A 24,602-nucleotide genomic window follows, 5' to 3' on the forward strand; every position below is an offset into this window, starting at 1 on the left:
CGAAACGCGGCGCTGCGGGGGTGTGAACCCGTGGGAGACTGGAGCAATGCTCCGCGTGCTCACAGCCGGCGAATCGCACGGCCCAGAACTCATCGCCGTCATGGAGGGTCTGCCCTCCGGCGTCCCTGTGTCCTCCGAGGCCATCCAGGCCGATCTCGCCCGTCGCAAGTTGGGCTACGGCCGCGGCTCGCGGATGAAGTTCGAGCAGGATGAACTCACGATCTCCGGCGGTGTGCGCCACGGCCGGAGCCTCGGCAGTCCGATCGCGCTGCGCATCGGCAACACCGAATGGCCCAAGTGGATCGAGGTCATGAACCCCGAGCCCGTCGAGCTCACGGACAAGTCTCGCGGACGCAGCGCGCCTCTCACGCGTCCGCGTCCAGGGCACGCCGATCTGGTGGGCATGCAGAAATACGACTTCGACGAGGCGCGTCCGATCCTCGAGCGTGCGAGCGCCCGCGAGACGGCCGCTCGTGTCGCGTTGGGAGCGATCGCCCGCTCCTTCCTCGGTGAGCTCGGGATCCGTCTCGTCAGCCACACGTTGTCGATCGGCCCGGTGCGCGTACCCGAGGGTTCTGCGCTGCCCACGCCGGATGACGTCGAGGCGCTGGACGCCGATCCGCTCCGGTGCTTCGACGCGGCGACCTCCGCGCTGATGGTGGCCGAGGTCGACGACGCCAAGAAGGACGGCGACACGCTCGGCGGGATCGTCGAGGTCCTCGCGTACGGGCTGCCTCCGGGACTCGGCTCCCACGTGCACTGGGACCGACGCCTCGACGCGCGTCTGGCCCAGGCCCTGATGAGCATCCAGGCGATCAAGGGTGTCGAGGTCGGCGACGGCTTCGAGACCACCCGTCGTCGCGGCTCGGCCGCGCACGACGAGCTCTTCGCGACCGCCGACGGCATCACGCGCGGATCCGACCGTGCCGGCGGCACCGAGGGCGGCATGTCGACGGGCACCGTCCTGCGCGTACGTGCCGGTATGAAGCCGATCGCGACGGTGCCGCACGCGCTGCGGACGATCGACATCGCGACAGGAGACGACGCCACCGCCCACCACCAGCGCTCCGACGTGTGCGCGGTACCAGCCGCCGGTGTGGTCGCCGAGGCGATGGTCGCGGTCGAGCTCGCGAACGCCGTGCTGGAGAAGTTCGGCGGCGACAGCATCCGGGAGACGCGACGGAACCTCGACGGGTACCTGGCGGGCATCCCTGCCGAGCTGCGCACGACCCCCGCGTCCGAGGCGGCGCTCATCGCGCATGACGAGCGGGGCTGATCCGCTGACGCTGGTGCTGGTCGGCCCGATGGCCGCCGGCAAGACCAGCGTCGGCAGACGCGTCGCCCGTCGGCTCGGCGTCGCGTTCATCGACACCGACAAGCGCATCGTGGCCGCTCACGGACCCATCGCCGGCATCTTCGAGGCCCACGGCGAGGCGCACTTCCGTGCCCTCGAGCGGGCCGCGGTGGCAGAGGCCCTCGCCGAGGGCGGGGTGATCTCCCTCGGTGGCGGGGCGGTGACGGAAGCGGCGACCCGGGAGCTGCTGGCAGAGCACCCGGTCGTGTTCCTGACCGTGAGCCCCGACGCGGTGGCCGATCGGCTCCGTGGGAGCAATCGTCCGCTGCTGGCGGGGGAGGACCCCCTGGAGCGCTGGAAGAAGATCTTCGAGGAACGTCGGGGGTGGTACGCCGAGGTGTCATCGGCGACCTTCGACACCTCACGTCGTCCGATGCAGAAGATCGCGGACGAGATCGTGGCATGGAGGAGAGAGCAGCGATGAGCACGACGACCATCAGCGTCACCGGTAGCGACGCCTACGACATCACGATCGGGCGGGGGATCCTCGAACGGGTCTCGGCTGCGCTGGCTCCGGGGGTGCGCAAGATCCTGGTCGTGCACCCCCCGACGCTGGCCGCCCGGGCCGCCGAGCTGCGCGATCGCCTGCTCGCCGACACCTCGGACGGGCCGCGTGAGGTGCTGCTCGCCGAGATCCCGGATGCGGAGCAGGGCAAGCGCATCGAGGTCGCGGCCTTCTGCTGGCAGGTGATGGGGCAGGCCGACTTCACGCGCAGTGACGCCGTCATCGGCTACGGCGGCGGCTCGGTCACCGATCTCGCCGGCTTCGTGGCGGCGACGTGGCTGCGCGGTGTGCAGCTGATCCAGGTGCCGACCACGGTCCTCGGCCTCGTCGACGCGGCGGTCGGCGGCAAGACCGGGGTGAACACCGCGGAGGGCAAGAACCTCGTCGGTGCGTTCTGGGCGCCGCGCGCCGTCGTGGGCGACCTCGACGAGCTCGCGAGCCTCACCCCGAACGAGGCGACCGCCGGTTTCGCCGAGGTGGTGAAGGCCGGATTCATCTGGGCGCCGGAGATCCTCGACATCGTCGAGGCGGATCCCGCTCGTGCCGTTGACCCCACGACGGACGAGTTCCGGCGTGCCATCGAACTTGCGATCGCGATGAAAGCCGAGGTCGTCTCGGACGACTTCCGGGAGGCGGGCCTGCGGGAGATCCTCAACTACGGCCACACCCTCGGGCACGCCATCGAGCACGCAGAGCGATACCGCTGGCGTCACGGCGCCGCGATCTCGGTCGGCATGCTGTATGCGGCCGAGCTCTCGCGTCTCGCCGGACGCCTCTCCGACGCCGCGGCGGAGCGTCACCGCACCATCCTCGAGTCGCTGGGGCTTCCGACCTCGTACCGCGCAGGAGCATGGCCGCAGCTGCTCGCCACGATGCAGCGCGACAAGAAGAGCCGCGGCGGAATGCTGCGCTTCATCCTTCTCGACGACATCGCGAAGCCGACGGTGCTGCAGGCCCCGGACGAATCGCTGATGTTCGCCGCCTACCAGGAGGTCGGCGCGTGAGCCGACGCATCCTCCTGGTCAACGGACCCAACCTGAACCTGCTCGGTTCGCGCGAACCAGAGGTGTACGGCACGGCCACGCTCGCCGACGTGGAGCGCATCACCATCGCCGCCGCCGCAGAACACGGCTTCGAGGTGCGTGCGGTGCAGAGCAACCACGAGGGGGTGCTGATCGACGCGATCCACGCCGCCCGTGAGGACTGCGCCGCGATCGTGATCAATCCCGGCGGACTCACGCACACGTCGGTGGTGCTGCGCGACGCTCTCACCGGAGTCTCGCTGCCGTTCGCCGAGGTGCACATCTCCGATGTGTACGCCCGGGAGGAATTCCGGCACCACTCCTACCTCGACGACGTCGCGGCCGTGCGCGTCGTCGGACGCGGTGTCGACGGCTACGCGGATGCCGTGCGGCAGCTCGCAGCACTCATCCCTTAGAATCGACTGTCGGTCTCGTCCGACCCCGCAGACTCACGAACGGAACTCGCAGCGCATGGCATCTACCGCAGACATCAAGAACGGCGTCGTCCTCAGCATCGACGGGCAGCTCTGGAGCGTCATCGAGTTCCAGCACGTCAAGCCCGGCAAGGGTGGCGCCTTCGTGCGCACCAAGCTGAAGAACGTCGTCTCGGGCAAGGTCGTCGACCGTACGTACAACGCCGGCGCCAAGATCGAGATCGAGAACGTCGATCGCCGCGACTACACGTACCTGTACACCGATGGCGACGGTTACGTCTTCATGGACCAGACCGACTTCGACCAGATCACGGTCGGCGCCGCGACGGTCGGCGACGCGAAGAATTTCCTGCTCGAGAACCAGGCCGTCACGATCGCCCTGAACAACGGCAACCCGCTCTACATCGACCTCCCGGCGTCCGTGGTCCTCGAGATCACCTACACGGAGCCCGGCCTGCAGGGCGACCGCTCGTCGGCCGGCACCAAGCCCGCCACGCTCGAGACCGGCTACGAGATCCAGGTGCCGCTCTTCGTCGAGGCCGGCACCAAGGTCAAGGTCGACACCCGCACGGGTGACTACCTCGGCCGCGAGAAGTAAGGCGTGAGCGCCCGGACGAAGGCGCGCAAGCGCGCTCTCGACATCCTGTTCTCCGCCGATGTGCGCGGGGACGACCTCGCGGTCACGCTGGCCGCCGAGGCGAAGCGCGCCGCGAGCGAGCCCGCCCGCGAGGCGTCCTGGCTCTACGCCCGCGAGATCGTCGACGGCATCATCGACTCGCGCGATGAGATCGACGAGCAGATCACGACGCACAGCCGCGACTGGAAGCTGGAGCGGATGCCCGCGGTCGACCGCGCGCTGCTCCGGATCGGCGTGTGGGAGATCCTCTACAACGACGACGTTCCGACGGCTGTCGCGATCGATGAGGCCGTGGAACTCGCCAAGGAGTTCTCGACCGATGACTCCGGCGCCTTCGTGCACGGCGTCCTCGCGCGAGTCGCCCGCGCCGCCTGATCCGTCCGACGGGGAGGCACTGTCGGCGGTGTCGGAGAGGATGGGGGCATGCCCCTGCCGAACGACCCGTCCCGTCCCGATGGCGCGTCATCCGCAGACTGGCGTTCGATCCTCGGAGCGCCGCGCGAAGATGCGGTGACGCAGCTCGCGCTCGGGGTCGAGCTCCGCGTGCGCGACGGTCGCGGAGCGAACCCCTGGGCCTCCCGCCCGCAGCGGACCGCTACTGCGCGCGACGTCGCCAAGCGCACGGGGGAGATCCTGCTCGGCATCCGTCCGCTCGAGAAGAGCGCGGCGACCGGTGCCTGGGTGCAGGGTGCGGCAACCTGGGACGCGGTGAGACGTTCCCCGACGCAGTACGGACGCGACCGCTCCCGATGGTTCGCCGATCTGCTCAGCATCGCGCGCGACACGCTGCTGTCCGGCACGGCGGGCGACTGGCTGGTCGCCGATCTGATCGAGTCCGGCCTGCTGTGGGGGCATCTGCGCGCGGCGGCCGACGTCGACGTCCCGCTGATCGCCACGCAGAAGAGCACGACCGTCGTTCTCGCTGATCGCGCCACGATCGGCGCGACGGTCGGCCGTGACGACGCGGGCGGACTCCTCGTGCGCCCTGACATCACGATCGACGGCCGCGATGCAGACCCCGCCGACGTGCAGACGATCGGGCACAGAGGGCTCTACGAGGTCGCTCAACACGGCACGAAGCTGCGCGTGACGCTCGCCGAGGCACCGATCGCCGAGCCGGTGCACGCACTGCTCGCCGCAAGGACGGGGCTCGAGGTGCCCGCGCGTGACGAAGCCGCGTTCTTCCGTGACGCCTACCCGCTGCTTGCCCGGCGGGTCGAGGTGCGTCCGGTCGGTCGCGTCGAGCTGCCGGTGCTGCCCGCACCCCGACCGGTGCTCGAACTGTCGTTCCTGCGCGGCGACACGGTGAAGTACACGTTCGAATGGGACTATCGCGGGTTCGGGCGCGTCCCGTTCGCTCCCGGAGGAGACGCCGTGCGCGACGCGGTCGCGGAGGAGATGCTCCGAGACGCGCTCCAAGCCGTCTGGATGGAGCAGCTGGGCGAAGAACTCACTTCGGCGGGTTCCTTCCACGACGTCGCCGCCGCCGAGTTCGTCACTCGCATGGTGCCGGCGCTCGAGGCCGAGGGCGTCATGGTCTCCGTATCCGGTCGTCGCAAGAGCTATCACGAGCTCACGGGCGAGCCGCAGATCACCGTATCCACCGTCGAGAGCAGCGACCCCGACTGGTTCGACCTGGGAGTCCTGGTAAAGATCGACGGGCGCACCATCCCGTTCGAACCGCTGTTCACGGCGCTCAGCAAGGGCCGCAAGAAGCTCCTCCTCGTGGATGGCAGCTACTTCTCCCTGAACCATCGAGCGCTCGATCGTCTCCGGGAGCTGATCGACGAGTCCGGCGAGCTCGAAGAATGGGAGACCGGCCCGCGGATCAGCCGCTATCAGACCGATCTCTGGGAGGAGTTCGAGGATCTCGCTGATGAGGCGGTTCCCGCGGTCACGTGGCGCGCGACCGCCGACGGCCTGCGCACAGCCACCTCCGTGCCTGCGGTGTCGATGCCGTCGGGCATCACCGCCACGCTCCGGCCGTACCAGAAGGAGGGCCTGGACTGGCTCGCCTTCCTGTGGAGTCATCGTCTGGGCGGTATCCTCGCCGACGACATGGGGCTCGGAAAGACGCTCCAGCTCCTGGCTCTCATCGCGCATGCCCGAGAGACGGGGGAGCAGCGGCCGTTCCTCGTGGTCGTCCCGACGTCGGTGCTCGCCACCTGGCGGAGCGAGGCCGAGCGCTTCGCGCCTGCGCTCCGGGTGCTGCTCCGGGGGAGCACACAGGGTCGCTCGCTCGATGACAGCATCGGTGACGCCGATCTCGTCATCACGACCTACGCGGTCGCCCGTCTCGACGAGGCCGAGTACGCCCGTGTCGAGTGGGCGGGACTCATCCTCGACGAGGCGCAGTTCGTGAAGAACCCGGCGACCAAGCTGCATCGTGCTGTGGCCTCGTTCCGTGCGGACGTGACGTTCGCGGTCACCGGCACCCCGATGGAGAACAGCCTCAGCGAGCTGTGGGCGCTGCTGAAGCTCACCGCTCCCGGCCTGTTCGCCTCTGCGCGGAAGTTCCGCGAACACTACATCCAGCCGATCGAGCAGGGAAAGGTCCCGGAGAACGAGGAGGGCGGCGCCTATCGGCAGCGACGCCTCGAGCAGCTGCGGCGGCGCATCCGGCCCCTGCTGCTGCGACGGACGAAGGAGCTCGTGGCCCCCGACCTCCCGGCGAAGCAGGAGCAGATCCTCGAGGTCGGGCTCAGCTCGTCTCATCGCGCGCTCTACGACGTGGTTCTGCAGCGCGAACGGCAGAAGGTTCTCGGACTGCTGGAAGACCTCGATCGCAACCGCTTCATCGTCTTCCGCTCGCTCACACTGATGCGCATGCTCAGCCTGGCCCCCGGGCTCATCGACCCCGAAGATGCGAAGATCGGTTCGCGCAAGCTCGACGTGCTGATCGAGCGGGTGATCGAGCTCCAGGCGGAGGGCCATCGGGCGCTCGTGTTCAGCCAGTTCACCTCGTTCCTCGACCTGGCTGCGGCGCGCCTCGATGCCGCCGGCATTCCTTATGCGCATCTCGACGGGTCGACACGTCACCGGCAGAAGGTCGTCGAGAGCTTCACCTCGGGGGAGCAGCCGGTGTTCCTCATCAGCCTGAAGGCCGGCGGCTTCGGCCTCACGTTGACCGAGGCCGATTACGTCTTCCTGCTCGATCCGTGGTGGAACCCCGCAGCCGAGGCGCAGGCCGTCGATCGCACACACCGCATCGGTCAGGACAGCCAGGTGTTCGTGTACCGCATGATCTCCACCGGCACGATCGAGGAGAAGGTGCTCGACCTGCAACGCCGCAAGGCCCGGTTGTTCACTGCCGTGCTCGACGACGAGGCGCTGTTCGCGCAATCACTCTCCGCCGACGACATCCGCGGGCTGTTCGAGGGCTGAGCGGAATACTCACGGCCGGGTCGACCGGGCGTTCAGGGAGCCGTCGGTAGAATCGTACGGTTCACTTTCGGGAGGAATGCAATGCGGATCACGGGACTCGGCCACGCCGGGATGTTCATCGAGACGGTCGGCGGGAACATCATCTGCGACCCGGTCCTCGGACCGTCGTTCTACGGATCCTGGTTCCCGTTCCCCGACAACCGAGGCCTGGACTGGGAGCGTTTCGGGCGTGAAGCAGATTTCCTCTGGATCTCGCACCGGCACCGTGACCACTTCGACCCGCGGCTCCTCGAACGCTACATCCGCAAGGACATCGAGGTGCTGCTCCCGGAGTACCCGACCGATGACCTCGAGAAGGACATCCGGGCACTCGGCTACACGAACATCACGTACGCCCCGGCCGGGCAGGTGATCCAGCGCGGCGAGCTCAAGATGATGATCACGCCGCTGCGAGCCCCCAGTGACGGTCCGATCGGTGACTCCTCGCTGAGCGTCGACGACGGCACCGGCTCGATGCTGAACCAGAACGACTCCCACCCGCTCGATCTCGAGAAGCTGCTCGATTTCGGCAAGCCCGACGCCTACTTCACTCAGGTGTCCGGCGCGATCTGGTGGCCCATGGTCTACGACCTGCCTCTCGATGCCAAGCAGAACTTCGCCCGTCTCAAGCGCGAAGCGCAGAACAAGCGCGCCATGTACTACATCGAGAAGGTCGACGCTCCGCACGTCTTCCCGATGGCGGGCCCGCCCATGTTCCTGCGTGACGACCTGTTCGACTTCAACGGTCTCGGGAAGAACGGCGAGTCGATCTTCACCGACCAGAAGCAGTTCCTCGCGCACATGAAGGAGCTGGCGCCGCAGTACGACGGGCAGCTCTTCATCCCCGGCACGGTCGTCACGGTCGAGGACGGATCCGTCACGAGCGAGCAGACGCTCTACACCGAGGCCGAGATCTCCCACATCTTCGATGAGAAGTGGGACTACCTCGAGGAGCAGCGGGCGAGCCGACAGCAGGAGATCCGCGACGAGGAGGCTTCTCGTGCCGCGATCATCCCGCCCGCCGAGATGCTCGAGGCGATCAAGAACTGGTGGGAGCCGCTGCTGAAGAAGTCCCGCACGATCCGACTCGGCGTCGGCGGGTGCGTGCGCTTCCGCATCGGCGAGCTCGACATGGTGGTCGATTTCCCCCGCGCGAAGGTCCGGGAGTATGCCGGGGAGGAGTGCATCTACTGGTACACCATCCCCGCAGACCTGGTCTCGACGAACATCGTCGATCACGAGATCGACTGGTCGAACTCGATCTTCCTCTCGATGCAGTTCTCCGTGGGGCGCAGCGGCAAGTTCAACGAGTTCCTCACCACGTTCCTCAAGTGCCTCTCCGTGGATCGGATCGAGTACGTCGAGAACTGGTACCAGGAGCAGACCGACCAGACCGAGGATGCCGAGATCGGCGACTGGGTCGTGCAGCGCCGGTGCCCGCACCTGCGTGCCGACCTCACCCGCACGGGCACGGTCGACGAGGACGGCATCCTCACGTGCAGCATGCACGACTGGAAGTGGGACCTGAAGACGGGGCGCTGTCTGTCGACCGCCGGTCACCCGATCCGTTCCTCCAAGATCGATGAGGTCACCGACCCCGTGCTGCAGGAGGCCAGCTGATCCGCCGGAGTCCCCGCGCTCCGATAGACTGACATCACAAGCAACCTTTAACACCGTCCTGTGAGGCGGAGAAGGGAGCGGCCGATGAGCATGCGCACCGTGCTGCACGAAGCCGACATCTCACGAGCGCTGACCCGTATCGCGCACGAGATCCTCGAGTCCAATCGAGGAGCCGAGAATCTGGTGCTGCTGGGCATCCCGACCCGCGGTGTGACCCTCGCCCATCGCCTCGGGCTGCTGATCAGCGAGATCGCGCAGCAGTCCGTCCCGGTCGGCGCTCTCGACGTCACGCTCTTCCGCGACGACCTCGCCCAGCACCCGACACGCTCCCCGCAACCCACCGAGATCCCGGTCGGCGGCATCGACGGCAAGACCGTCGTGCTCATCGACGATGTGCTCTTCTCCGGTCGCAGCATCCGGGCAGCGTTGGACGCGATCCAGTCGATCGGGCGCCCCTCGGTCGTGCGCCTCGCGATCCTCGTCGACCGCGGGCACCGTGAGCTCCCGATCCGTCCCGATTTCGTCGGCAAGAACATCCCCTCCGCCCGCACCGAGCGGGTCAACGTGCGCCTCTTCGAGAACGACGGCGCGGAGGAGGTGACGATCGGCGAATGAGACACCTCCTCGACACCCGCACCCTCGACAGGGCCACCGCCCTGCGCATCCTCGACGTCGCCGAAGACATGTCCGACACGCAGTCGCGTGAGGTCAAGAAGCTTCCGACGCTGCGTGGCAAGACCGTCGTGAACCTCTTCTTCGAGGATTCGACGCGCACGCGCATCTCGTTCGAGGCGGCCGCCAAACGCCTCTCCGCCGATGTGATCAACTTCGCGGCGAAGGGATCCAGCGTCTCCAAGGGCGAGAGCCTGAAGGACACGGCGCAGACCCTGGAGGCGATCGGTGCTGACGCGGTCGTGGTCCGGCACCCGGGTTCCGGCGCGCCGCAGACGCTCGCCACCAGCGGTTGGATCTCGGCCGGTGTCGTGAACGCCGGCGACGGCACCCACGAGCACCCGACGCAGGCGCTGCTCGACGCCTTCACGATCCGCAAGCGCCGGTTCGGCGCCGACAGTCGCGGTCGTGACCTGAGCGGTCTGCGCGTGGTGATCGTCGGTGACGTGCTGCACTCTCGGGTCGCGCGCTCCAACGTCTGGCTGCTCACCACGCTCGGCGCCGATGTCACGCTCGTCTCGCCGCCCACGCTGGTTCCGCAGAACGTGTCGCTCTGGCCGGTGCGGGTCGTCTACGACCTCGATGAGGCGTTGGCGGAAGAGCCGGACGCGGTGATGATGCTGCGCATCCAGCTGGAACGGATGAATGCCGCGTATTTCCCGACTGAGCGGGAGTATTCCCGACGCTGGGGCCTGGACGCACGGCGTGTGGCCGGTCTTCCGGCAGGTAGCATTGTCATGCACCCCGGACCCATGAACCGGGGACTGGAGATCTCCTCGGAAGCTGCCGATTCCCCCCGCTCGACGGTGCTGGAACAGGTCACGAACGGGGTATCCGTCCGCATGGCGGTGCTGTACCTGCTGTTGGCAGGAGAACGAGACGACGAACGAGGGGGAGACCTGTGAGCGAGACCCTCGTCATCACCGGTGCACGACTGCTCGGTGCCGAGAGCGCCGACATCATCATCGAGGACGGCCGGATCGCCGAGATCGGGAGCGGACTGCAGCGCTCGGGTGCTCGGGTCATCGACGCAGCGGGTCTCGTCGCCCTGCCCGGACTGGTCGACCTGCACACGCATCTGCGCGAGCCCGGCTACGAAGCGTCCGAGACGATCCTCACCGGAACGCGCGCCGCCGCGGCCGGCGGTTTCACCGCTGTCTTCGCGATGCCCAACACCTCGCCGGTCGCCGACACCGCTGGTGTCGTGGAGCAGGAGCTCGCGCTCGGTGAAGCGGCGGGCTACGCCACGGTGCAGCCCATCGGCGCTGTCACCGTCGGGCAGAAGGGCGAGCGGCTCGCCGAGCTGGGCGCGATGGCCACCTCCCGCGCGCAGGTCCGTGTCTTCAGCGACGACGGCTTCTGCGTGTTCGACCCGCTCATCATGCGTCGCGCGCTGGAATACGTGAAGTCGTTCGGCGGCGTGATCGCCCAGCATGCGCAGGACCCCCGCCTCACGGAGGGCGCGCAGATGAACGAGGGCACGGTGTCGGCCGAGCTGGGCCTCGCCGGCTGGCCCGCGGTCGCCGAGGAGTCGATCATCGCCCGCGACGTGCTGCTGGCCGAGCACGTCGGCTCGCGACTGCACGTGTGCCATCTCTCGACCGCGGGCTCGGTGGACATCATCCGCTGGGCCAAGAAGCGCGGCATCGACGTCACGGCCGAGGTCACCCCTCACCACCTCCTGCTGACCGACGAACTCGTGCGCGGGTACGACGCGCGCTACAAGGTCAATCCTCCGCTGCGTCGCGAAGAGGATGTGCTCGCGGTGCGCGAGGGTCTCGCCGACGGAACCATCGACATCGTCGCGACCGATCATGCCCCGCATCCCAGCGAGCACAAGGCCTGCGAGTGGCAGGCAGCGGCGAACGGCATGGTGGGTCTCGAGAGCGCGCTGCGCGTCGTGCACCAGTCGATGGTGCAGACCGGCCTGCTCGACTGGGCCGACATCGCGCGTGTGATGAGCGCGGCACCCGCTCGCATCGGACGTCTCTCCGGACACGGCACGCCGCTCGAAGTCGGTCAGCCGGCACAGCTCACGCTGTACGACGCCGCGGTCGACGGTGTCTTCACGGAGGCCGACCTCCACGGCCGGAGCGTGAACTCGCCGTACCTCGGCCGCGCGCTTCCCGGACGAGTGGAGTACACGATCCACGGCGGCGTGCTCACGGTCGACGGCGGCAGCGTCGTCGAGGAGCTCCGCGCATGAGCGCTCGGGACCTCGCCGTCGCGATCACGATCGCCGTCGCGCTCCTGGTGCTGCTGGTGATGCTTCTCGCCTGGCGACGACGAATCCGCCGCGATTCCGTGTTCACGGCCCCGCTGGGTGTGCCTGAGCACGCGGAGGTCGCCCGCCGCGACGAGGTGCTGTACGTGTCGACGACACGGCACGAGCAGCCGCTCGAGCGTCTCGCGGTGTCACCTCTCGCGTACCGGGCCCGCGGCGAGCTCGCGCTCACGGATCGCGGCATCGCCCTCTGCCTCGACGGTACCCCGACGGTCTTCCTCGCGAACGACCGGCTCGTCGCCATCGACCGCGCCACGGTCACGATCGACCGCGTCGTGGAGCCCGGCGGCCTCGTGCGCATCGCCTGGAACATCGACGACGACACCATCGTCGACAGCTACCTGCGCCTCGCCACCGGCGATCCCCAGAACCTCATCTCCGACCTGCAGCGGCTCGTCCCCGCCGCCCCCGACACAGGAGCACAGTCATGACACTCTCGACAACCTCCGGGCAGGCCCCCGCGGCCTCGCTTCCCGATCCCGCCGTCCTCGTCCTGGAAGACGGCACACGTCACATCGGACGCGCCTACGGCGCCCGCGGCCGCACCCTCGGCGAGGTCGTCTTCGCGACCGGCATGTCCGGATACCAGGAGACGATCACCGATCCGTCCTACGCGGGCCAGATCGTCCTGCAGACGGCGCCGCACATCGGCAACACGGGCATGAATGACGAAGATGCCGAATCACGTCGCATCTGGGTCGCCGGCTACATCGTGCGCGACCCCTCCCGCGTCGTGTCGAACTGGCGCGCGAACGCCTCGCTCGACGACGTGCTCGTCGAAGACGGCGTCGTGGGGATCAGCGGTATCGACACCCGATCGATCACCCGCCACATCCGGTCGGCGGGCTCCATGCGCGGCGGGATCTTCTCCGGTGCCGATGCGGCGCTCGATGCCGAGGAGCAGGTGCGCATCGTCCGCGAAGCACCGGAGATGGCCGGGCGCAACCTGTCCGCCGAGGTCTCGGTCGACGTGGCCACCGTGACGACGGCGATGGGGGAGCGGATCGGGAACCTCGCCGTGCTCGACCTCGGTGTGAAGCAGGCGACGATCGACAACCTCGCCGCCCGCGGTTTCGAGGTGCACGTCCTTCCGCAGAACGTGACGATCGACGAGATCCGTGCGGTCGACCCCGTCGCGGTCTTCTACTCGAACGGCCCCGGCGACCCCGCGGCCTCCGGCGACCATGTCGAGCTGCTGCGTGCGGTGCTCGATGACGGGCTGCCGTTCTTCGGGATCTGCTTCGGCAACCAGCTCCTCGGTCGTGCACTGGGCCTCGGCACCTACAAGCTGCCGTTCGGTCACCGCGGCATCAACCAGCCGGTGCTGGACAAGCAGACCGGCAAGGTCGAGATCACCGCGCACAACCACGGTTTCGCGGTCGAGGCTCCGATCGAGGGCACTTTCGACAGCCCGAACGGCTACGGCAAGGTCGAGGTCAGCCACGTCGGCCTCAACGACAACGTCGTCGAGGGACTTCGCGCCCTCGACATCCCGGCATTCTCGGTGCAGTACCACCCCGAGGCGGCGGCCGGCCCCCACGACGCCAACTACCTCTTCGACAGGTTCCGCGACCTGGTCATCGCAAGCCAGAAGGACTCCAAGTAATGCCCAAGCGCGACGACATCAACTCCGTCCTCGTCATCGGCTCCGGCCCGATCGTCATCGGTCAGGCCTGCGAGTTCGACTATTCCGGCACCCAGGCGTGCCGCGTGCTGCGCGAGGAGGGCGTCCGGGTCATCCTGGTCAACTCCAACCCGGCGACCATCATGACCGATCCCGACTTCGCCGACGCGACGTACATCGAGCCGATCACCTGGCAGGTCATCGAGACGATCATCGCGAAGGAGCGTCCTGACGCGATCCTGCCCACCCTGGGTGGTCAGACCGCGCTGAACGCCGCGATCGAGCTGCACAACCACGGCATCCTCGAGAAGTACGACGTCGAGCTGATCGGCGCCAACTTCGAGGCGATCAACAAGGGCGAGGACCGCCAGATCTTCAAGCAGCTGGTGCTCGACGCCGGTGCCGACGTGGCGGACTCCCGCATCGCGCACACCATGGACGAAGTGCTGGCGGCTGCCGACGAGCTGGGCTACCCGATGGTGGTCCGCCCGAGCTTCACGATGGGGGGTCTGGGCTCGGGCTTCGCCTACGACGAGGAAGACCTGCGCCGCATCGCCGGCGCCGGCCTGCGAGACTCGCCGACCACCGAGGTGCTCCTGGAGGAGTCCATCCTCGGCTGGAAGGAGTACGAGCTCGAGCTCATGCGCGACACAGCCGACAACACGGTCGTCGTCTGCTCCATCGAGAACGTCGACCCGGTCGGCGTGCACACGGGCGACTCGATCACGGTCGCCCCGGCGCTCACCCTCACCGACCGCGAGTACCAGAAGATGCGCGACATCGGGATCGACATCATCCGCGCCGTCGGCGTCGACACCGGAGGCTGCAACATCCAGTTCGCGGTCGACCCGACCAACGGCCGCATCATCGTGATCGAGATGAACCCGCGCGTCTCGCGGTCCAGCGCCCTCGCCTCGAAGGCCACCGGATTCCCGATCGCGAAGCTCGCGGCCAAGCTCGCGCTCGGCTACCGCCTCGACGAGATCCCGAACGACATCACGGGCGTGACGCCGGCGAGCTTCGAGCCCACGCTCGACTATGTGGTCGTCAAGGTGCCGCGGTTCGCCTTCGAGAAGTTCCCGGCCGCCGACGCGACGCTGACCACGACCATGAAGTCGGTAGGCGAGGCCATGGCCATCGGTCGCAACTACGCGACCGCGCTGCAGAAGGCGCTCCGCTCGCTCGAGAAGCGCGGATCGAGCTTCCACTGGGGCGTGGAGGACCGCTCCGTCGAGGAGCTGCTCGAGATCTCGAAGATCCCCACCGACGGTCGGATCGTCACCCTGCAGCAGGCGCTGCGCAAGGGTGCGACCGTGGAGCAGGCCTTCGATGCGACAGCGATCGACCCGTGGTTCCTCGACCAGATCGTGCTGATCAACGAGGTCGCCGAGGTCGTGCGCCAGGCATCCGAACTGGATGCGGCGACGCTCCGCTACGCCAAGGAACACGGCTTCTCCGACGCACAGCTCGCCGAGCTCCGCGGAACCTCTGAGGCCGAGGTCCGCGGCGTGCGCCACGGTCTCGGCATCCGCCCGGTGTACAAGACGGTCGACACCTGCGCCGGCGAGTTCCCGGCTCTCACGCCGTACCACTACTCGAGCTACGACTTCGAGACCGAGGTCGAGCCGTCCGAACGCACCAAGGTCGTCATCATCGGATCGGGCCCGAACCGCATCGGGCAGGGCGTCGAGTTCGACTACTCATGCGTGCACGCATCGTTCGCGCTGTCCGATGCCGGCTTCGAGACCGTCATGGTCAACTGCAACCCGGAGACGGTCTCGACCGACTACGACACCTCCGACCGCCTGTACTTCGAGCCGCTCACGCTCGAAGACGTGCTGGAGGTGCTCGATGCGGAGGCCGCGAGCGGCACCATCCTCGGTGTCGTCTGCCAGCTCGGCGGTCAGACCCCCCTGGGACTCGCGAAGGGCATCGAGGCCGCCGGCTACACGGTGCTCGGCACGAGCCCCGAGGCGATCGACCTCGCGGAGGAGCGCGAGCTCTTCTCGCGGCTGCTCGACGAGGCCGGTCTCGTCGCACCGCGCAACGGCACCGCGATCGACGTCGAGGGTGCCGTGCGCATCGCCGAGGAGATCGGGTACCCGGTGCTGGTGCGTCCGAGCTTCGTGCTCGGCGGACGCGGCATGGAGATCGTGTACGACACCGCGTCGCTGCGCGACTACTTCGTGCGCACCGCGGGCGAGGTCGTCATCGAGGAGGGCAAGCCCCTCCTGGTCGACCGCTTCCTCGACGACGCGATCGAGCTCGACGTCGATGCGCTCTACGACGGCACCGACCTGTACATCGGTGGCGTCATGGAGCACCTCGAAGAGGCCGGCATCCACTCCGGCGACTCCAGCTGCACGCTGCCGCCGGTGTCGCTCGGCCGCACCGATGTCGACCGCGTGCGCGAGGCCACGCTGGCCATCGCCGAGGGCGTGGGCGTGCGCGGACTCCTGAACGTGCAGTTCGCCATCAGCGCCGGCGTGCTCTACGTGATCGAGGCCAATCCGCGCGCCAGCCGCACCGTGCCGTTCGTGTCGAAGGCACTCGGCATCCCGATGGCCAAGGCTGCGAGCCGCATCATGACGGGCTCGACGGTCGCCGAGCTGCGCGCCGAAGGGATGCTTCCCGAGCAGGACGGTTCGCGCGTTCCGCTCGACGCACCCGTGTCGGTCAAGGAGGCCGTGCTCCCGTTCAAGCGCTTCCGCACCGCCGACGGCAAGACCGTCGATTCCGTGCTCGGCCCGGAGATGCGTTCCACGGGTGAGGTCATGGGCATCGACCGCGACTTCCCGACCGCGTTCGCCAAGAGCCAGGCCGCGGCCTATGGCGGCATGCCCACCTCGGGAACCGTGTTCATCTCGGTGGCCGACTCGGACAAGCGCGCCGTCATCCTCCCCGCCCACCGTCTGCAGCAGCTCGGCTTCACGATCGTCGCGACGGAGGGCACCGCCGAGATCCTCTCGCGCAACGGCATCGCCGTCACGGTCGTCGAGAAGTACAGCGAGACGCAAGAGTCGGGCGCGAAGAACATCGTGGATCTCATCAACGAGGGCTCGATCGACATCGTCGTGAACACTCCGTCCGGTGGTGCCGCGCGAGCGGACGGCTACGAGATCCGCGCTGCCGCCGTCGCCGCCGACAAGGCGCTGTTCACCACGATGGCTGTGCTCGGCGCGGCCGTGAGCGGGATGGACGCGGCCCACGAGGGCTTCCAGGTCAAGAGCCTGCAGGAGTACGCGCTGGACCGGAAGGCGGCACTGTGAGCGAACGCTTCGGCGAACGCACACGGTCCGCGCTGAGTGCGCGGGGGCCGCTCTGCGTCGGCGTCGACCCCCACGCGGCGCTGCTCGCCGCGTGGGGGCTGACCGACGACGCGCACGGTGTCCGTGAGTTCGGCCTCCGCACCGTCGAGGCGGCGGCCGGTCGGGTGGGCTTCGTGAAGCCTCAGGTCTCGTTCTTCGAGCGCTTCGGTTCCGCAGGCTTCGCAGCTCTCGAAGAGGTGCTCGCGGCGGCACGTGCCGCAGATCTGCTCGTGATCGCCGATGCGAAGCGTGGCGACATCGGATCGACCATGGACGACTACGCGAAGGCGTGGTTGACGCCGGGATCCTCGCTCGAAGCCGACGCGCTCACGGTGAATCCCTTCCTCGGCGTCGGTGCCCTCGACGGGTCCTTCGCCCTCGCCGAAGAGCACGGCAAGGGCGTGTTCGTGCTCGCCGCCACCAGCAACCCCGAGGCAGCGGGCATCCAGCGTTCGATCACTGCGAGCGATGAGACGGTGTCTGCCGCGATCATCGGGGAGGTCTCCGCACGCAATGCCGCAGCCTCGGGCGCAGGCGAGTGGGGGAGCTTCGGTTTCGTCGTCGGCGCGACCGTGGACTGGGCGGCCGCAGGCCTTTCGCCGTTCGGCCCGGTCGCCCCCATCCTCGCTCCGGGGTTCGGCGCGCAGGGCGCGACTCCCGCTGATCTCCGCCTTCGCTTCGGCTCGATGGCGGATGCCGTGATCGCGAGCGAGAGCCGCAGCATCCTCTCCGCCGGTCCCGCCGACCTGGCGACCGCCATCACCGCGCGTGCGGCCGAGTACTTGGAGGTGGCGCGTGCCTGACGCGCAGCGTACGGTTCCCGAGGTCGACAGGGCCGCGGCCGCCCGCCGTGCCGTGGAACGGCGCCGCGCCAGGGCATCGGTCAAACGCGACCTGACGATGCGCGTGGTGACCCCGCAGACCGTCCTGCACCGCGCGACGGCCGATGCCAACTCGGTGGAGGGGTCGATGCGCATCACCGACTTCCTGCTGGCGCTCCCCGCGATCGGTGCGGGCAAGCGTGACCGCGTGCTCGATGAGCTGCACATCTCCCCAGTCAAGCGTCTCGGCGGTCTCGGCGCGCGCCAGCGCCGGGTGCTGGAGGTCTGGCTCGATTCGCGCTTCCCGGTGCCGACCCCGCGCGACGCACGGAGCCGCCTGCTGGTGCTCGCCGGCCCCACCGCTGTGGGAAAGGGGACCGTCGCCGCGCATATCCGCGAGCACAACCCGGAGATCCACCTGTCGGTATCGGCCACGACCCGGCCGCCCCGCCCCGGTGAGATCGACGGCGTGCACTACTACTTCGTGGACGACGCCGAGTTCGACCGGCTGATCGCCGACGACGAGCTGCTCGAGTACGCCGTGGTGCACAACCGCTCCCGTTACGGCACGCCACGCGCGCCGATCGACGCCGCACTGGCCGAGGGCAAGACCGTGCTCCTCGAGATCGACCTCCAGGGCGCCCGTCAGGTGCGTCGTGCAGAGCCGTCGGCGACGCTGATATTCCTGCTGCCCCCGAGTTGGGATGAACTGGTGCATCGACTGGTCGGGCGAGGCACGGAAGACGCCGAGGAACGGGCCAGAAGACTGCGCACCGCGAAGGTCGAACTCGCCGCCCAGAACGAGTTCGACCACCTCGTCGTGAACGAGGACGTCGCCACCGCGGCTCGCGAGGTCGTAGAATTGTCCACAAGCTCTGCGCGCTGAGCGTCTTCGCGCGCCTTTCGCACCGTCTTCGCGACGATCCCGTCGCCTGATCAGGAGGTCTCACCATGGCCGGACACAACAACGGAATCATCGATCCCCCCATCGACAACCTGCTCGACCGCGTCGACTCGAAGTACGAGCTCGTCATCTACGCCGCCAAGCGTGCGCGTCAGATCAACGACTACTACTCCGACCTGCACGAGGGAAACCTCTTCGACAACGTCGGCCCGCTCGTGGACTCGTCCGTCGAGGACAAGCCGCTCACGATCGCCCTGCACGAGATCAACGAGGACAAGCTCCGTCTGCGTCACGCAGAGTGATATTCGGGACCGCGCCTCCCGCCTGTCGGAGGCGCGGTCCAGAATGGGTGCAACACCCTCCTTCCGTCCGTCCCGTTCTGGAGTACCGATGAGCGCCCTGCGTCTGTTCACGTCCGAGTCCGTCACCGAAGGGCACCCGGACAAGATCTGCGACCAGATCTCGGACAGCATCCTCGACGGCCTCATCGCGAAGGACACGGGCTCGCGCGTCGCAGTCGAGACGCTCGTCACGACGGGCCTCGTCCATGTGGCAGGTGAGATCCGGACCGAGGCATACGTCGACATCCCCACGATCGTCCGTCAGGTCGTGAACGGCATCGGATACACCTCGAGCGACACCGGCTTCGACGGCTCCTCGTGCGGCGTCAGCATCTCGGTCGGCGAGCAGTCGACCGACATCGCCCATGGCGTCGACAGCGCGCAGGAGCACCGCGACGGGTCCTCGGTGGACCCCCTCGACGGCCTCGGCGCCGGCGATCAGGGCATCATGTTCGGCTTCGCGACCACCGAGACGCCTCAGCTCATGCCGATGGCCGCGTGGACCGCTCACCGTCTGTCGGAGCGTCTCGCCGAAGTGCGTCGCAGCGGGGAGCTGCCCTTCCTGCGCCCCGACGGCAAGACCCAGGTCACCCTCGGGTACGACGGCTTCACTCCGAAGACCGTCGATGCCGTCGTGGTCTCCACGCAGCACCACCCCGACATCTCGCAGGAAGAGCTTCAGGCTCAGGTCCGTGCGCACGTGATCGACCCGGTGCTCGCGACGACAGGTCTCGATCTCGACGACGTCACCCTCTACATCAACCCCGCGGGTCCCTTCGTCACCGGTGGCCCCAAGGGCGACGCGGGTCTGACCGGTCGCAAGATCATCATCGACACCTACGGCGGAGCATCGCGTCACGGCGGTGGGGCGTTCAGCGGCAAAGACCCGTCCAAGGTCGACCGTTCCGGTGCATACGCCACGCGCTGGGTGGCGAAGAACGCCGTCGCCGCAGGGTTGGCGGAGCGTCTCGAGGTACAGGTCGCCTATGCCATCGGCGTCGCCCGTCCCGTCGGTCTCTACGTCGAGTCCTTCGGGACCGGCACGGTGTCGGATGAAGTCATCACGCGGGCGATCAACGAGGTGTTCGACCTGCGCCCGCAGGCGATCATCGAGCAGCTCGACCTGCTGCGTCCGATCTACGCCCAGACGGCCGCCTACGGGCACTTCGGCCGCGAGCTCCCCGACTTCACCTGGGAGCGCACCGACCGCGCCGAAGAGCTGCGTCGCGCTGCCGGGCTCTGATGGGACCGCGGTCCTGATGCCTCCGGAGAGCCGGCGCATCGCGCGCGTGCTCCTCGATTCGCCCCTGCCGCAGCTCGATCGGCTCTTCGACTACGCGTTGCCTCCCGAGTGGGGCGAGGTGCCTCGTGGTGTTCGCGTGCAGGTCCCGCTGCGCTCCGCCGGGCGTGTGATCGACGGCTATGTCGTCGACGTCGACACCGAGGACGACGCCGACCGGGCGCTCTCGGAAGTCGAGAGCGTGGTGTCGCTGGTGCCGGTGCTTCCGGAGCGCCTGCACACGCTCGCACGCCGCGTGGCGGATCGCGCCGCGGGTTCGGCCTCCGATGTGCTTCGGCTCGTCATCCCCAAGCGCCAGGTGCGCGTCGAGAAGGCCTGGACCGCCGACACGCCGGCCGAGGCGCCGACGGCGGATGCGCTCATCGCGGCAGAAGAGACCGTCGGTCTCTACGAGGGCCTCGATGTCGTGCTCGATGCGGGTGGACGGGCGGCCGTCGAGGCGATTCCGCAACTCGTCGACGGGGTTCAGGGATGGTCCCGGTTGCTGGCGGCCTCGGCGGCGCGGATGCTCGCCGCGGGGAAGTCGTCGATCATCGTGGTCCCCGACAGCCGTGACCTCGATCGACTTCTCACCGCGCTCGAGGTCCTCGTGCCCGTCGCAGCGATCGTGCGGCATGACTCCCGTCAGACCAACCCCGATCGCTATCGCGGCTTCCTGCGCACGCTCGAGGACGCGCCGTGCGTCGTGGTGGGAAACCGTTCGGCGGTCTACTCGCCGGTCGTCGCCGGCATGGTGGCGATCTGGGACGACGGCGATCCTCTCCTGGGGGAGCCGCTGGCCCCGTACGTCAATGCGCGTGATGCTGCGCTGCTGCGTCAGGAGCTCGAGGGATCGGCGCTGCTCTTCGCCGGGCACACCCGGACGACCGATGTGGAACGTCTGGTCGCCCTCGGCTGGTTGCAGGACGTCAGAGCAACGCGCCGCGTGTTGCCCCGCGTCGTGCTCAGCACGCCCCAGGAGATGGAACAGCCCACCGCCCAGCGGATGCCGTCTTCCGCGTTTCTCGCCGCCCGTTCCGCCGCAGCAGAGGGACCGGTGCTCGTGCAGGTCTCGCGACCGGGTTTCTCGCCGTCGCTGGTGTGTGCGGAATGCCGGGCTCCGGCTCGATGCGCGCACTGCGGCGGTCCGCTCGGGGCGAAGCATCGCGGTGCCGTGCCGGTGTGCGCCTGGTGCGGTCGATCGGCCAGCGCATGGTCGTGCCCGACGTGCTCCTCCACCAAGCTGCGGTTGGCCTCATCCGGGAGCGAGCGCACCGCCGACGAACTGGGTCGGGCGTTCCCGGGCGTGCGTGTGATCGTCGCCGACAGTGCGCACCCGGTGGAGCGGGTTCCCTCCAAGCCCGCGCTCGTGGTGGCGACCCGTGGTGCCGAGCCGATCGCCGACGGCGGATATCGTGCCGTCGTCCTGCTCGACGGCCCACGGATGCTCCAGGCACCCGATCTGCGCGTCGCCGAGTCCTGCCTGCGCTGGTGGTCGAACGCGGCGGCCCTCGCCGCACCCGGCGCGCCGATCCATCTGGTCGGAGTGAACGGCGCGGCCGCGAAGGCGCTCGCGACCTGGAATCAGGCAGGCCACGCCCGTATGGAGCTCGACAGCAGGGCTCCGCTGCACATGCCGCCGACGACCCGGGTGGCCCTGGTCCAGGGGTCGGCTCCCGCGGTCTCCGGCGCTCTCGCCGCGCTGACCGATCTCGCGCTGCCTCCCGACGCGGTGCTGGGGCCCGTCCCGGTCGAATCCGACGACGTCCCTCCACGGGTGCGGGCGCTCGTCCGGTTCGACTACGGCGCCGGAGCGCGGGTGGCGACCGCACTGCGCGCCGCGGTCGTGGCCGAAGCAGTGAGCGGGCGTCGCCGAAAGGGACGTGCGACCAAGAGCACGCTCTCCGTCCGCCTCGATATCCTCGAACCAGAGCTCTGACCCTTCCGGAGAACCTTCATGCGCCTCGTCTTCGCCGGCACCCCCGCTGCCGCCGTGCCCACCCTTCGTCGCCTCGCGGTGTCCCACGACATCGCCGCGGTCGTCACCCGACCGGACGCACCTCTCGGGCGTCGTCGGGTGCTGACTCCGTCGCCCGTGGCTCAAGCGGCTGTCGAACTGGGCCTCCCCGTCATCAAGGCTGCTCGGCTCGATGACGCCGCGACCGACGCGATCTCGGCCCTGCGGGCGGACCTCGGTGTGATCGTGGCCTACGGCGGGCTCGTGCGCGAGCCGCTGCTCTCGGCGCCGACCGCGGGCTGGATCAACCTGCACTTCTCCGTGCTGCCCGCCTGGCGGGGCGCGGCTCCGGTGCAGCGCGCACTGATCGCCGGCGACGAGGTTCTCGGTGCCAGCGTCTTCCAGCTCGTCGCGGAGCTGGATGCCGGCGACGTCTTCGCGAGCCGCACGATCGACCTTCCCGCGACGGCGACCGCGGGAGAGGCGCTCGAGGCGCTCGCGCTGGACGGCGCCGAACTCACCGCCGACGTGGTCTCGGGGATCGCGGACGGTACCGCGGTAGCGGTGCCTCAGCAGGGGGAGCCGACCTTCGCCGCCAAGCTCACGCTCGCCGACGGATTGCTCGACTGGAACCAGCCGCTCGATGTCGTGTTCGCCCGGTTCCGCGGGGTGACCCCGGAACCGGGCGCGCACACCACCGTCGCCGGGCAGCCGCTGAAGGTGCTGGAAGCGGTCCCTGCGCCGGAGGCCGAAGCGCTGGCCCCAGGACGTCTTCGTGGCGCCAAGACGGCGCTCCACATCGGCACGTCCACCGGGCCGCTGGCCGTCACCAGGGTTCAGCCCGCGGGCAAGGGCGCGATGAACGCCGTCGACTGGTGGCGCGGTCTGCGCGGGGGCGATGAATTGGTGGCGGGATCATGAGCGAAGACGGACGACCCCGGCGGCCGCAGCCGTCGAACGGACGGCCGCGTGGCGGGCGGGGAGCGTCAGAGGCTCGTCGCGACGGTCAGCGTGGCGCCGTCCGTACCGTGCAACCCGCGCGACGGGTGGCTTACGACGTGCTGCGCGCGGTGTCCGAGACGGACGCCTATGCGAACCTCGTCCTTCCTCCGGCGATCGCCGACGCGCGGCTCTCTCCGCAGGACGCGGCCCTCGCGACCGAGCTGACCTACGGCACGCTGCGACGACTCGGCACCTATGACGCGATCATCGCCGCTGCGGCGGATCGTTCGACCGACAGCATCGACCCGGCCGTGCTCGATGCGCTGCGCCTCGCGGTGCACCAGCTGCTCGCCACCCGCGTCGCCTCGCACGCGGCTGTCAACGAGTCGGTGAATCTCGTGGCCACAGAGTCCGGCCGTGGCGCATCGAGCTTCGCGAACGCGGTGCTCCGACGTATCACGCGCGAATCGAGCGAGGACTGGCAGGAACGCATCGAGAGCGGGGCACGCTCCGACGACGAGCGCCTCGCTCTGCGTTCCGCACACCCGGTCTGGGTGATCCGCGCCTTGCGTCGCGCTCTGGCGGCCGAGGGGCGCGGAGAGGAACTGGACGCTCTTCTCGATGCCGACAACGCCTCGCCCGAGGTCACCCTCGTCGCCCTCCCCGGTCTGGCGGAGCCCGATGAGCCCCGACTTCCCTACGCGCCGACCGCCTTCGCGTCTCCCGGAGGCGATCCGCGTCGGCCGGTGGAAGCCTCGGGCGGTACCGTGCGCGTGCAGGACGAGGGGTCCCAGCTCGTCGCGCTCGCGCTCGCGGGCGCCGCGCCCATCAAGACGGGGGAGCGCTGGCTCGACCTGTGCGCCGGCCCCGGCGGCAAGACGGCACTGCTCGCCGCGATCGCACGTCAGCACGCGGCGACGCTGGAGGCGAACGAGATCGTCCCGGTCCGCGCGCGACTCGTCCGCAAGGCGCTCAGGGCGGTTCCCGGCGACGTCGTGGTGCACGAGCAGGACGGGCGCACCCTCGCCGCATCGCGGCCGGGCGAGTTCGACCGCATCCTCGTGGACGCCCCCTGCACGGGCCTCGGTGCGCTGCGCCGCCGTCCGGAAGCGCGGTGGCGCAAGTCTCCGGCCGACGTCGCCGAGCTCGTTCCGCTCCAGGTGGAGCTGCTCTCCGCCGCGGTCGATGCTCTGGCCCCGGGCGGGATCGTCGCGTACGTCACGTGCTCTCCTCACCTCGCCGAGACGACGGGCGTCGTCAAGGAGGTCCTGCGCGACCGCACCGACGTCGTCGAACTCGATGCGCGCGCGGCGATCGCCGATGTCGCTCGCTCACCGATCGATCTGGCCGAAGAGGGGCGGGAGGGATCGGGCAGCGCCCAGCTGTGGCCGCACCGACACGGGACGGACGCGATGTTCCTCGCGCTCCTGCAACGCTCATCGACCGGGAACCACTCATCTGGGAAGGAAGACTAG

The 24,602-nt window shown here is 68.9% G+C and carries 21 protein-coding genes; all 21 read left to right on the forward strand.

Features of this window, described 5'->3' with window-relative positions; genetic code table 11:
* Window positions 1–46 precede the first annotated feature (46 nt).
* The 21 genes from aroC to MicroSTF_RS02360 all read left to right on the forward strand — a co-directional run bounded on the left by aroC (window position 47) and on the right by MicroSTF_RS02360 (window position 24,602).
* A complete protein-coding gene (gene aroC / locus MicroSTF_RS02260; RefSeq protein WP_021200623.1) occupies window positions 47–1,276 on the forward strand; it encodes a chorismate synthase in 1,230 nt (409 codons plus the stop codon).
* Window positions 1,260–1,778 carry a shikimate kinase gene (locus MicroSTF_RS02265; protein ID WP_136024908.1) on the forward strand — a complete coding sequence of 173 codons (519 nt, stop codon included), beginning with the start codon at window positions 1,260–1,262 and terminating at the stop codon, window positions 1,776–1,778. Before aroC ends, MicroSTF_RS02265 begins: the two co-directional genes overlap by 17 nt.
* On the forward strand, window positions 1,775–2,863 hold the full coding sequence (gene aroB, locus MicroSTF_RS02270) for a 3-dehydroquinate synthase (protein WP_322953299.1): 1,089 nt from the start codon (window positions 1,775–1,777) through the stop codon (window positions 2,861–2,863). The genes MicroSTF_RS02265 and aroB overlap by 4 nt, the downstream gene beginning before the upstream one ends.
* The gene (gene aroQ / locus MicroSTF_RS02275) at window positions 2,860–3,297 is read left to right on the forward strand and encodes a type II 3-dehydroquinate dehydratase (protein ID WP_029259258.1); all 438 of its coding nucleotides are present in this window, start codon (window positions 2,860–2,862) and stop codon (window positions 3,295–3,297) included. The genes aroB and aroQ overlap by 4 nt, the downstream gene beginning before the upstream one ends.
* 55 nt (window positions 3,298–3,352) lie before the next feature.
* Window positions 3,353–3,913, forward strand: coding sequence for an elongation factor P (efp, locus tag MicroSTF_RS02280; protein ID WP_021200619.1), 561 nt, complete (start codon window positions 3,353–3,355; stop codon window positions 3,911–3,913).
* Window positions 3,914–3,916: 3 nt separating this feature from the next.
* A complete protein-coding gene (gene nusB / locus MicroSTF_RS02285; protein ID WP_021200618.1) occupies window positions 3,917–4,327 on the forward strand; it encodes a transcription antitermination factor NusB in 411 nt (136 codons plus the stop codon).
* A gap of 48 nt (window positions 4,328–4,375) precedes the next feature.
* The gene (locus MicroSTF_RS02290; protein WP_322953302.1) at window positions 4,376–7,336 is read left to right on the forward strand and encodes a DEAD/DEAH box helicase; all 2,961 of its coding nucleotides are present in this window, start codon (window positions 4,376–4,378) and stop codon (window positions 7,334–7,336) included.
* An 81-nt stretch (window positions 7,337–7,417) separates the two neighbouring features.
* Complete coding sequence (locus tag MicroSTF_RS02295; RefSeq protein ID WP_021200616.1) at window positions 7,418–8,995, forward strand: Rieske 2Fe-2S domain-containing protein; 1,578 nt, start codon at window positions 7,418–7,420, stop codon at window positions 8,993–8,995.
* Between the two features lie 84 nt (window positions 8,996–9,079).
* Window positions 9,080–9,610, forward strand: a complete 531-nt coding sequence (pyrR, locus tag MicroSTF_RS02300; protein ID WP_021200615.1) for a bifunctional pyr operon transcriptional regulator/uracil phosphoribosyltransferase PyrR — start codon at window positions 9,080–9,082, stop codon at window positions 9,608–9,610.
* Window positions 9,607–10,572 carry an aspartate carbamoyltransferase catalytic subunit gene (locus MicroSTF_RS02305; RefSeq protein ID WP_021200614.1) on the forward strand — a complete coding sequence of 322 codons (966 nt, stop codon included), beginning with the start codon at window positions 9,607–9,609 and terminating at the stop codon, window positions 10,570–10,572. Before pyrR ends, MicroSTF_RS02305 begins: the two co-directional genes overlap by 4 nt.
* Window positions 10,569–11,873: a dihydroorotase gene (locus tag MicroSTF_RS02310; RefSeq protein ID WP_029259254.1), complete on the forward strand. Its 1,305-nt coding sequence runs from the start codon at window positions 10,569–10,571 to the stop codon at window positions 11,871–11,873. Before MicroSTF_RS02305 ends, MicroSTF_RS02310 begins: the two co-directional genes overlap by 4 nt.
* Entirely contained in the window at window positions 11,870–12,382 is a 513-nt protein-coding gene (locus tag MicroSTF_RS02315) for a hypothetical protein (protein WP_136024902.1), read from the forward strand. Before MicroSTF_RS02310 ends, MicroSTF_RS02315 begins: the two co-directional genes overlap by 4 nt.
* Window positions 12,379–13,557 carry a glutamine-hydrolyzing carbamoyl-phosphate synthase small subunit gene (gene carA / locus MicroSTF_RS02320; RefSeq protein WP_029259253.1) on the forward strand — a complete coding sequence of 393 codons (1,179 nt, stop codon included), beginning with the start codon at window positions 12,379–12,381 and terminating at the stop codon, window positions 13,555–13,557. Before MicroSTF_RS02315 ends, carA begins: the two co-directional genes overlap by 4 nt.
* Window positions 13,557–16,844, forward strand: a complete 3,288-nt coding sequence (gene carB, locus MicroSTF_RS02325) for a carbamoyl-phosphate synthase large subunit (RefSeq protein WP_021200610.1) — start codon at window positions 13,557–13,559, stop codon at window positions 16,842–16,844. The genes carA and carB overlap by 1 nt, the downstream gene beginning before the upstream one ends.
* On the forward strand, window positions 16,841–17,686 hold the full coding sequence (pyrF, locus tag MicroSTF_RS02330; RefSeq protein WP_021200609.1) for an orotidine-5'-phosphate decarboxylase: 846 nt from the start codon (window positions 16,841–16,843) through the stop codon (window positions 17,684–17,686). The genes carB and pyrF overlap by 4 nt, the downstream gene beginning before the upstream one ends.
* Window positions 17,679–18,590 carry a guanylate kinase gene (gmk, locus tag MicroSTF_RS02335; protein ID WP_029265352.1) on the forward strand — a complete coding sequence of 304 codons (912 nt, stop codon included), beginning with the start codon at window positions 17,679–17,681 and terminating at the stop codon, window positions 18,588–18,590. The genes pyrF and gmk overlap by 8 nt, the downstream gene beginning before the upstream one ends.
* 65 nt (window positions 18,591–18,655) lie before the next feature.
* On the forward strand, window positions 18,656–18,910 hold the full coding sequence (gene rpoZ, locus MicroSTF_RS02340) for a DNA-directed RNA polymerase subunit omega (protein ID WP_017204385.1): 255 nt from the start codon (window positions 18,656–18,658) through the stop codon (window positions 18,908–18,910).
* 88 nt (window positions 18,911–18,998) lie between these two features.
* Window positions 18,999–20,192 carry a methionine adenosyltransferase gene (metK, locus tag MicroSTF_RS02345; protein WP_029265353.1) on the forward strand — a complete coding sequence of 398 codons (1,194 nt, stop codon included), beginning with the start codon at window positions 18,999–19,001 and terminating at the stop codon, window positions 20,190–20,192.
* A 16-nt stretch (window positions 20,193–20,208) separates the two neighbouring features.
* On the forward strand, window positions 20,209–22,167 hold the full coding sequence (locus MicroSTF_RS02350; protein ID WP_322953320.1) for a primosomal protein N': 1,959 nt from the start codon (window positions 20,209–20,211) through the stop codon (window positions 22,165–22,167).
* Between the two features lie 18 nt (window positions 22,168–22,185).
* A complete protein-coding gene (locus MicroSTF_RS02355) occupies window positions 22,186–23,106 on the forward strand; it encodes a methionyl-tRNA formyltransferase (RefSeq protein WP_315067794.1) in 921 nt (306 codons plus the stop codon).
* A complete protein-coding gene (locus MicroSTF_RS02360; protein ID WP_322953322.1) occupies window positions 23,103–24,602 on the forward strand; it encodes an RsmB/NOP family class I SAM-dependent RNA methyltransferase in 1,500 nt (499 codons plus the stop codon). The genes MicroSTF_RS02355 and MicroSTF_RS02360 overlap by 4 nt, the downstream gene beginning before the upstream one ends.

The organism is Microbacterium sp. STF-2 (genome assembly GCF_034650155.1).
GTDB classification, from domain to species: domain Bacteria; phylum Actinomycetota; class Actinomycetes; order Actinomycetales; family Microbacteriaceae; genus Microbacterium; species Microbacterium maritypicum_A.

Bases quoted from the DNA above. Each gene is read 5' to 3' on its own strand.
- aroC (WP_021200623.1), top strand. From the start codon at position 47: ATGCTCCGCGTGCTCACAGCCGGCGAATCGCACGGCCCAGAACTCATC.
- MicroSTF_RS02265 (WP_136024908.1), top strand. From the start codon at position 1,260: ATGACGAGCGGGGCTGATCCGCTGACGCTGGTGCTGGTCGGCCCGATG.
- aroB (WP_322953299.1), top strand. From the start codon at position 1,775: ATGAGCACGACGACCATCAGCGTCACCGGTAGCGACGCCTACGACATC.
- efp (WP_021200619.1), top strand. From the start codon at position 3,353: ATGGCATCTACCGCAGACATCAAGAACGGCGTCGTCCTCAGCATCGAC.
- MicroSTF_RS02290 (WP_322953302.1), top strand. From the start codon at position 4,376: ATGCCCCTGCCGAACGACCCGTCCCGTCCCGATGGCGCGTCATCCGCA.
- MicroSTF_RS02295 (WP_021200616.1), top strand. From the start codon at position 7,418: ATGCGGATCACGGGACTCGGCCACGCCGGGATGTTCATCGAGACGGTC.
- pyrR (WP_021200615.1), top strand. From the start codon at position 9,080: ATGAGCATGCGCACCGTGCTGCACGAAGCCGACATCTCACGAGCGCTG.
- MicroSTF_RS02305 (WP_021200614.1), top strand. From the start codon at position 9,607: ATGAGACACCTCCTCGACACCCGCACCCTCGACAGGGCCACCGCCCTG.
- MicroSTF_RS02315 (WP_136024902.1), top strand. From the start codon at position 11,870: ATGAGCGCTCGGGACCTCGCCGTCGCGATCACGATCGCCGTCGCGCTC.
- carA (WP_029259253.1), top strand. From the start codon at position 12,379: ATGACACTCTCGACAACCTCCGGGCAGGCCCCCGCGGCCTCGCTTCCC.
- carB (WP_021200610.1), top strand. From the start codon at position 13,557: ATGCCCAAGCGCGACGACATCAACTCCGTCCTCGTCATCGGCTCCGGC.
- rpoZ (WP_017204385.1), top strand. From the start codon at position 18,656: ATGGCCGGACACAACAACGGAATCATCGATCCCCCCATCGACAACCTG.
- metK (WP_029265353.1), top strand. From the start codon at position 18,999: ATGAGCGCCCTGCGTCTGTTCACGTCCGAGTCCGTCACCGAAGGGCAC.
- MicroSTF_RS02350 (WP_322953320.1), top strand. From the start codon at position 20,209: ATGCCTCCGGAGAGCCGGCGCATCGCGCGCGTGCTCCTCGATTCGCCC.
- MicroSTF_RS02355 (WP_315067794.1), top strand. From the start codon at position 22,186: ATGCGCCTCGTCTTCGCCGGCACCCCCGCTGCCGCCGTGCCCACCCTT.
- MicroSTF_RS02360 (WP_322953322.1), top strand. From the start codon at position 23,103: ATGAGCGAAGACGGACGACCCCGGCGGCCGCAGCCGTCGAACGGACGG.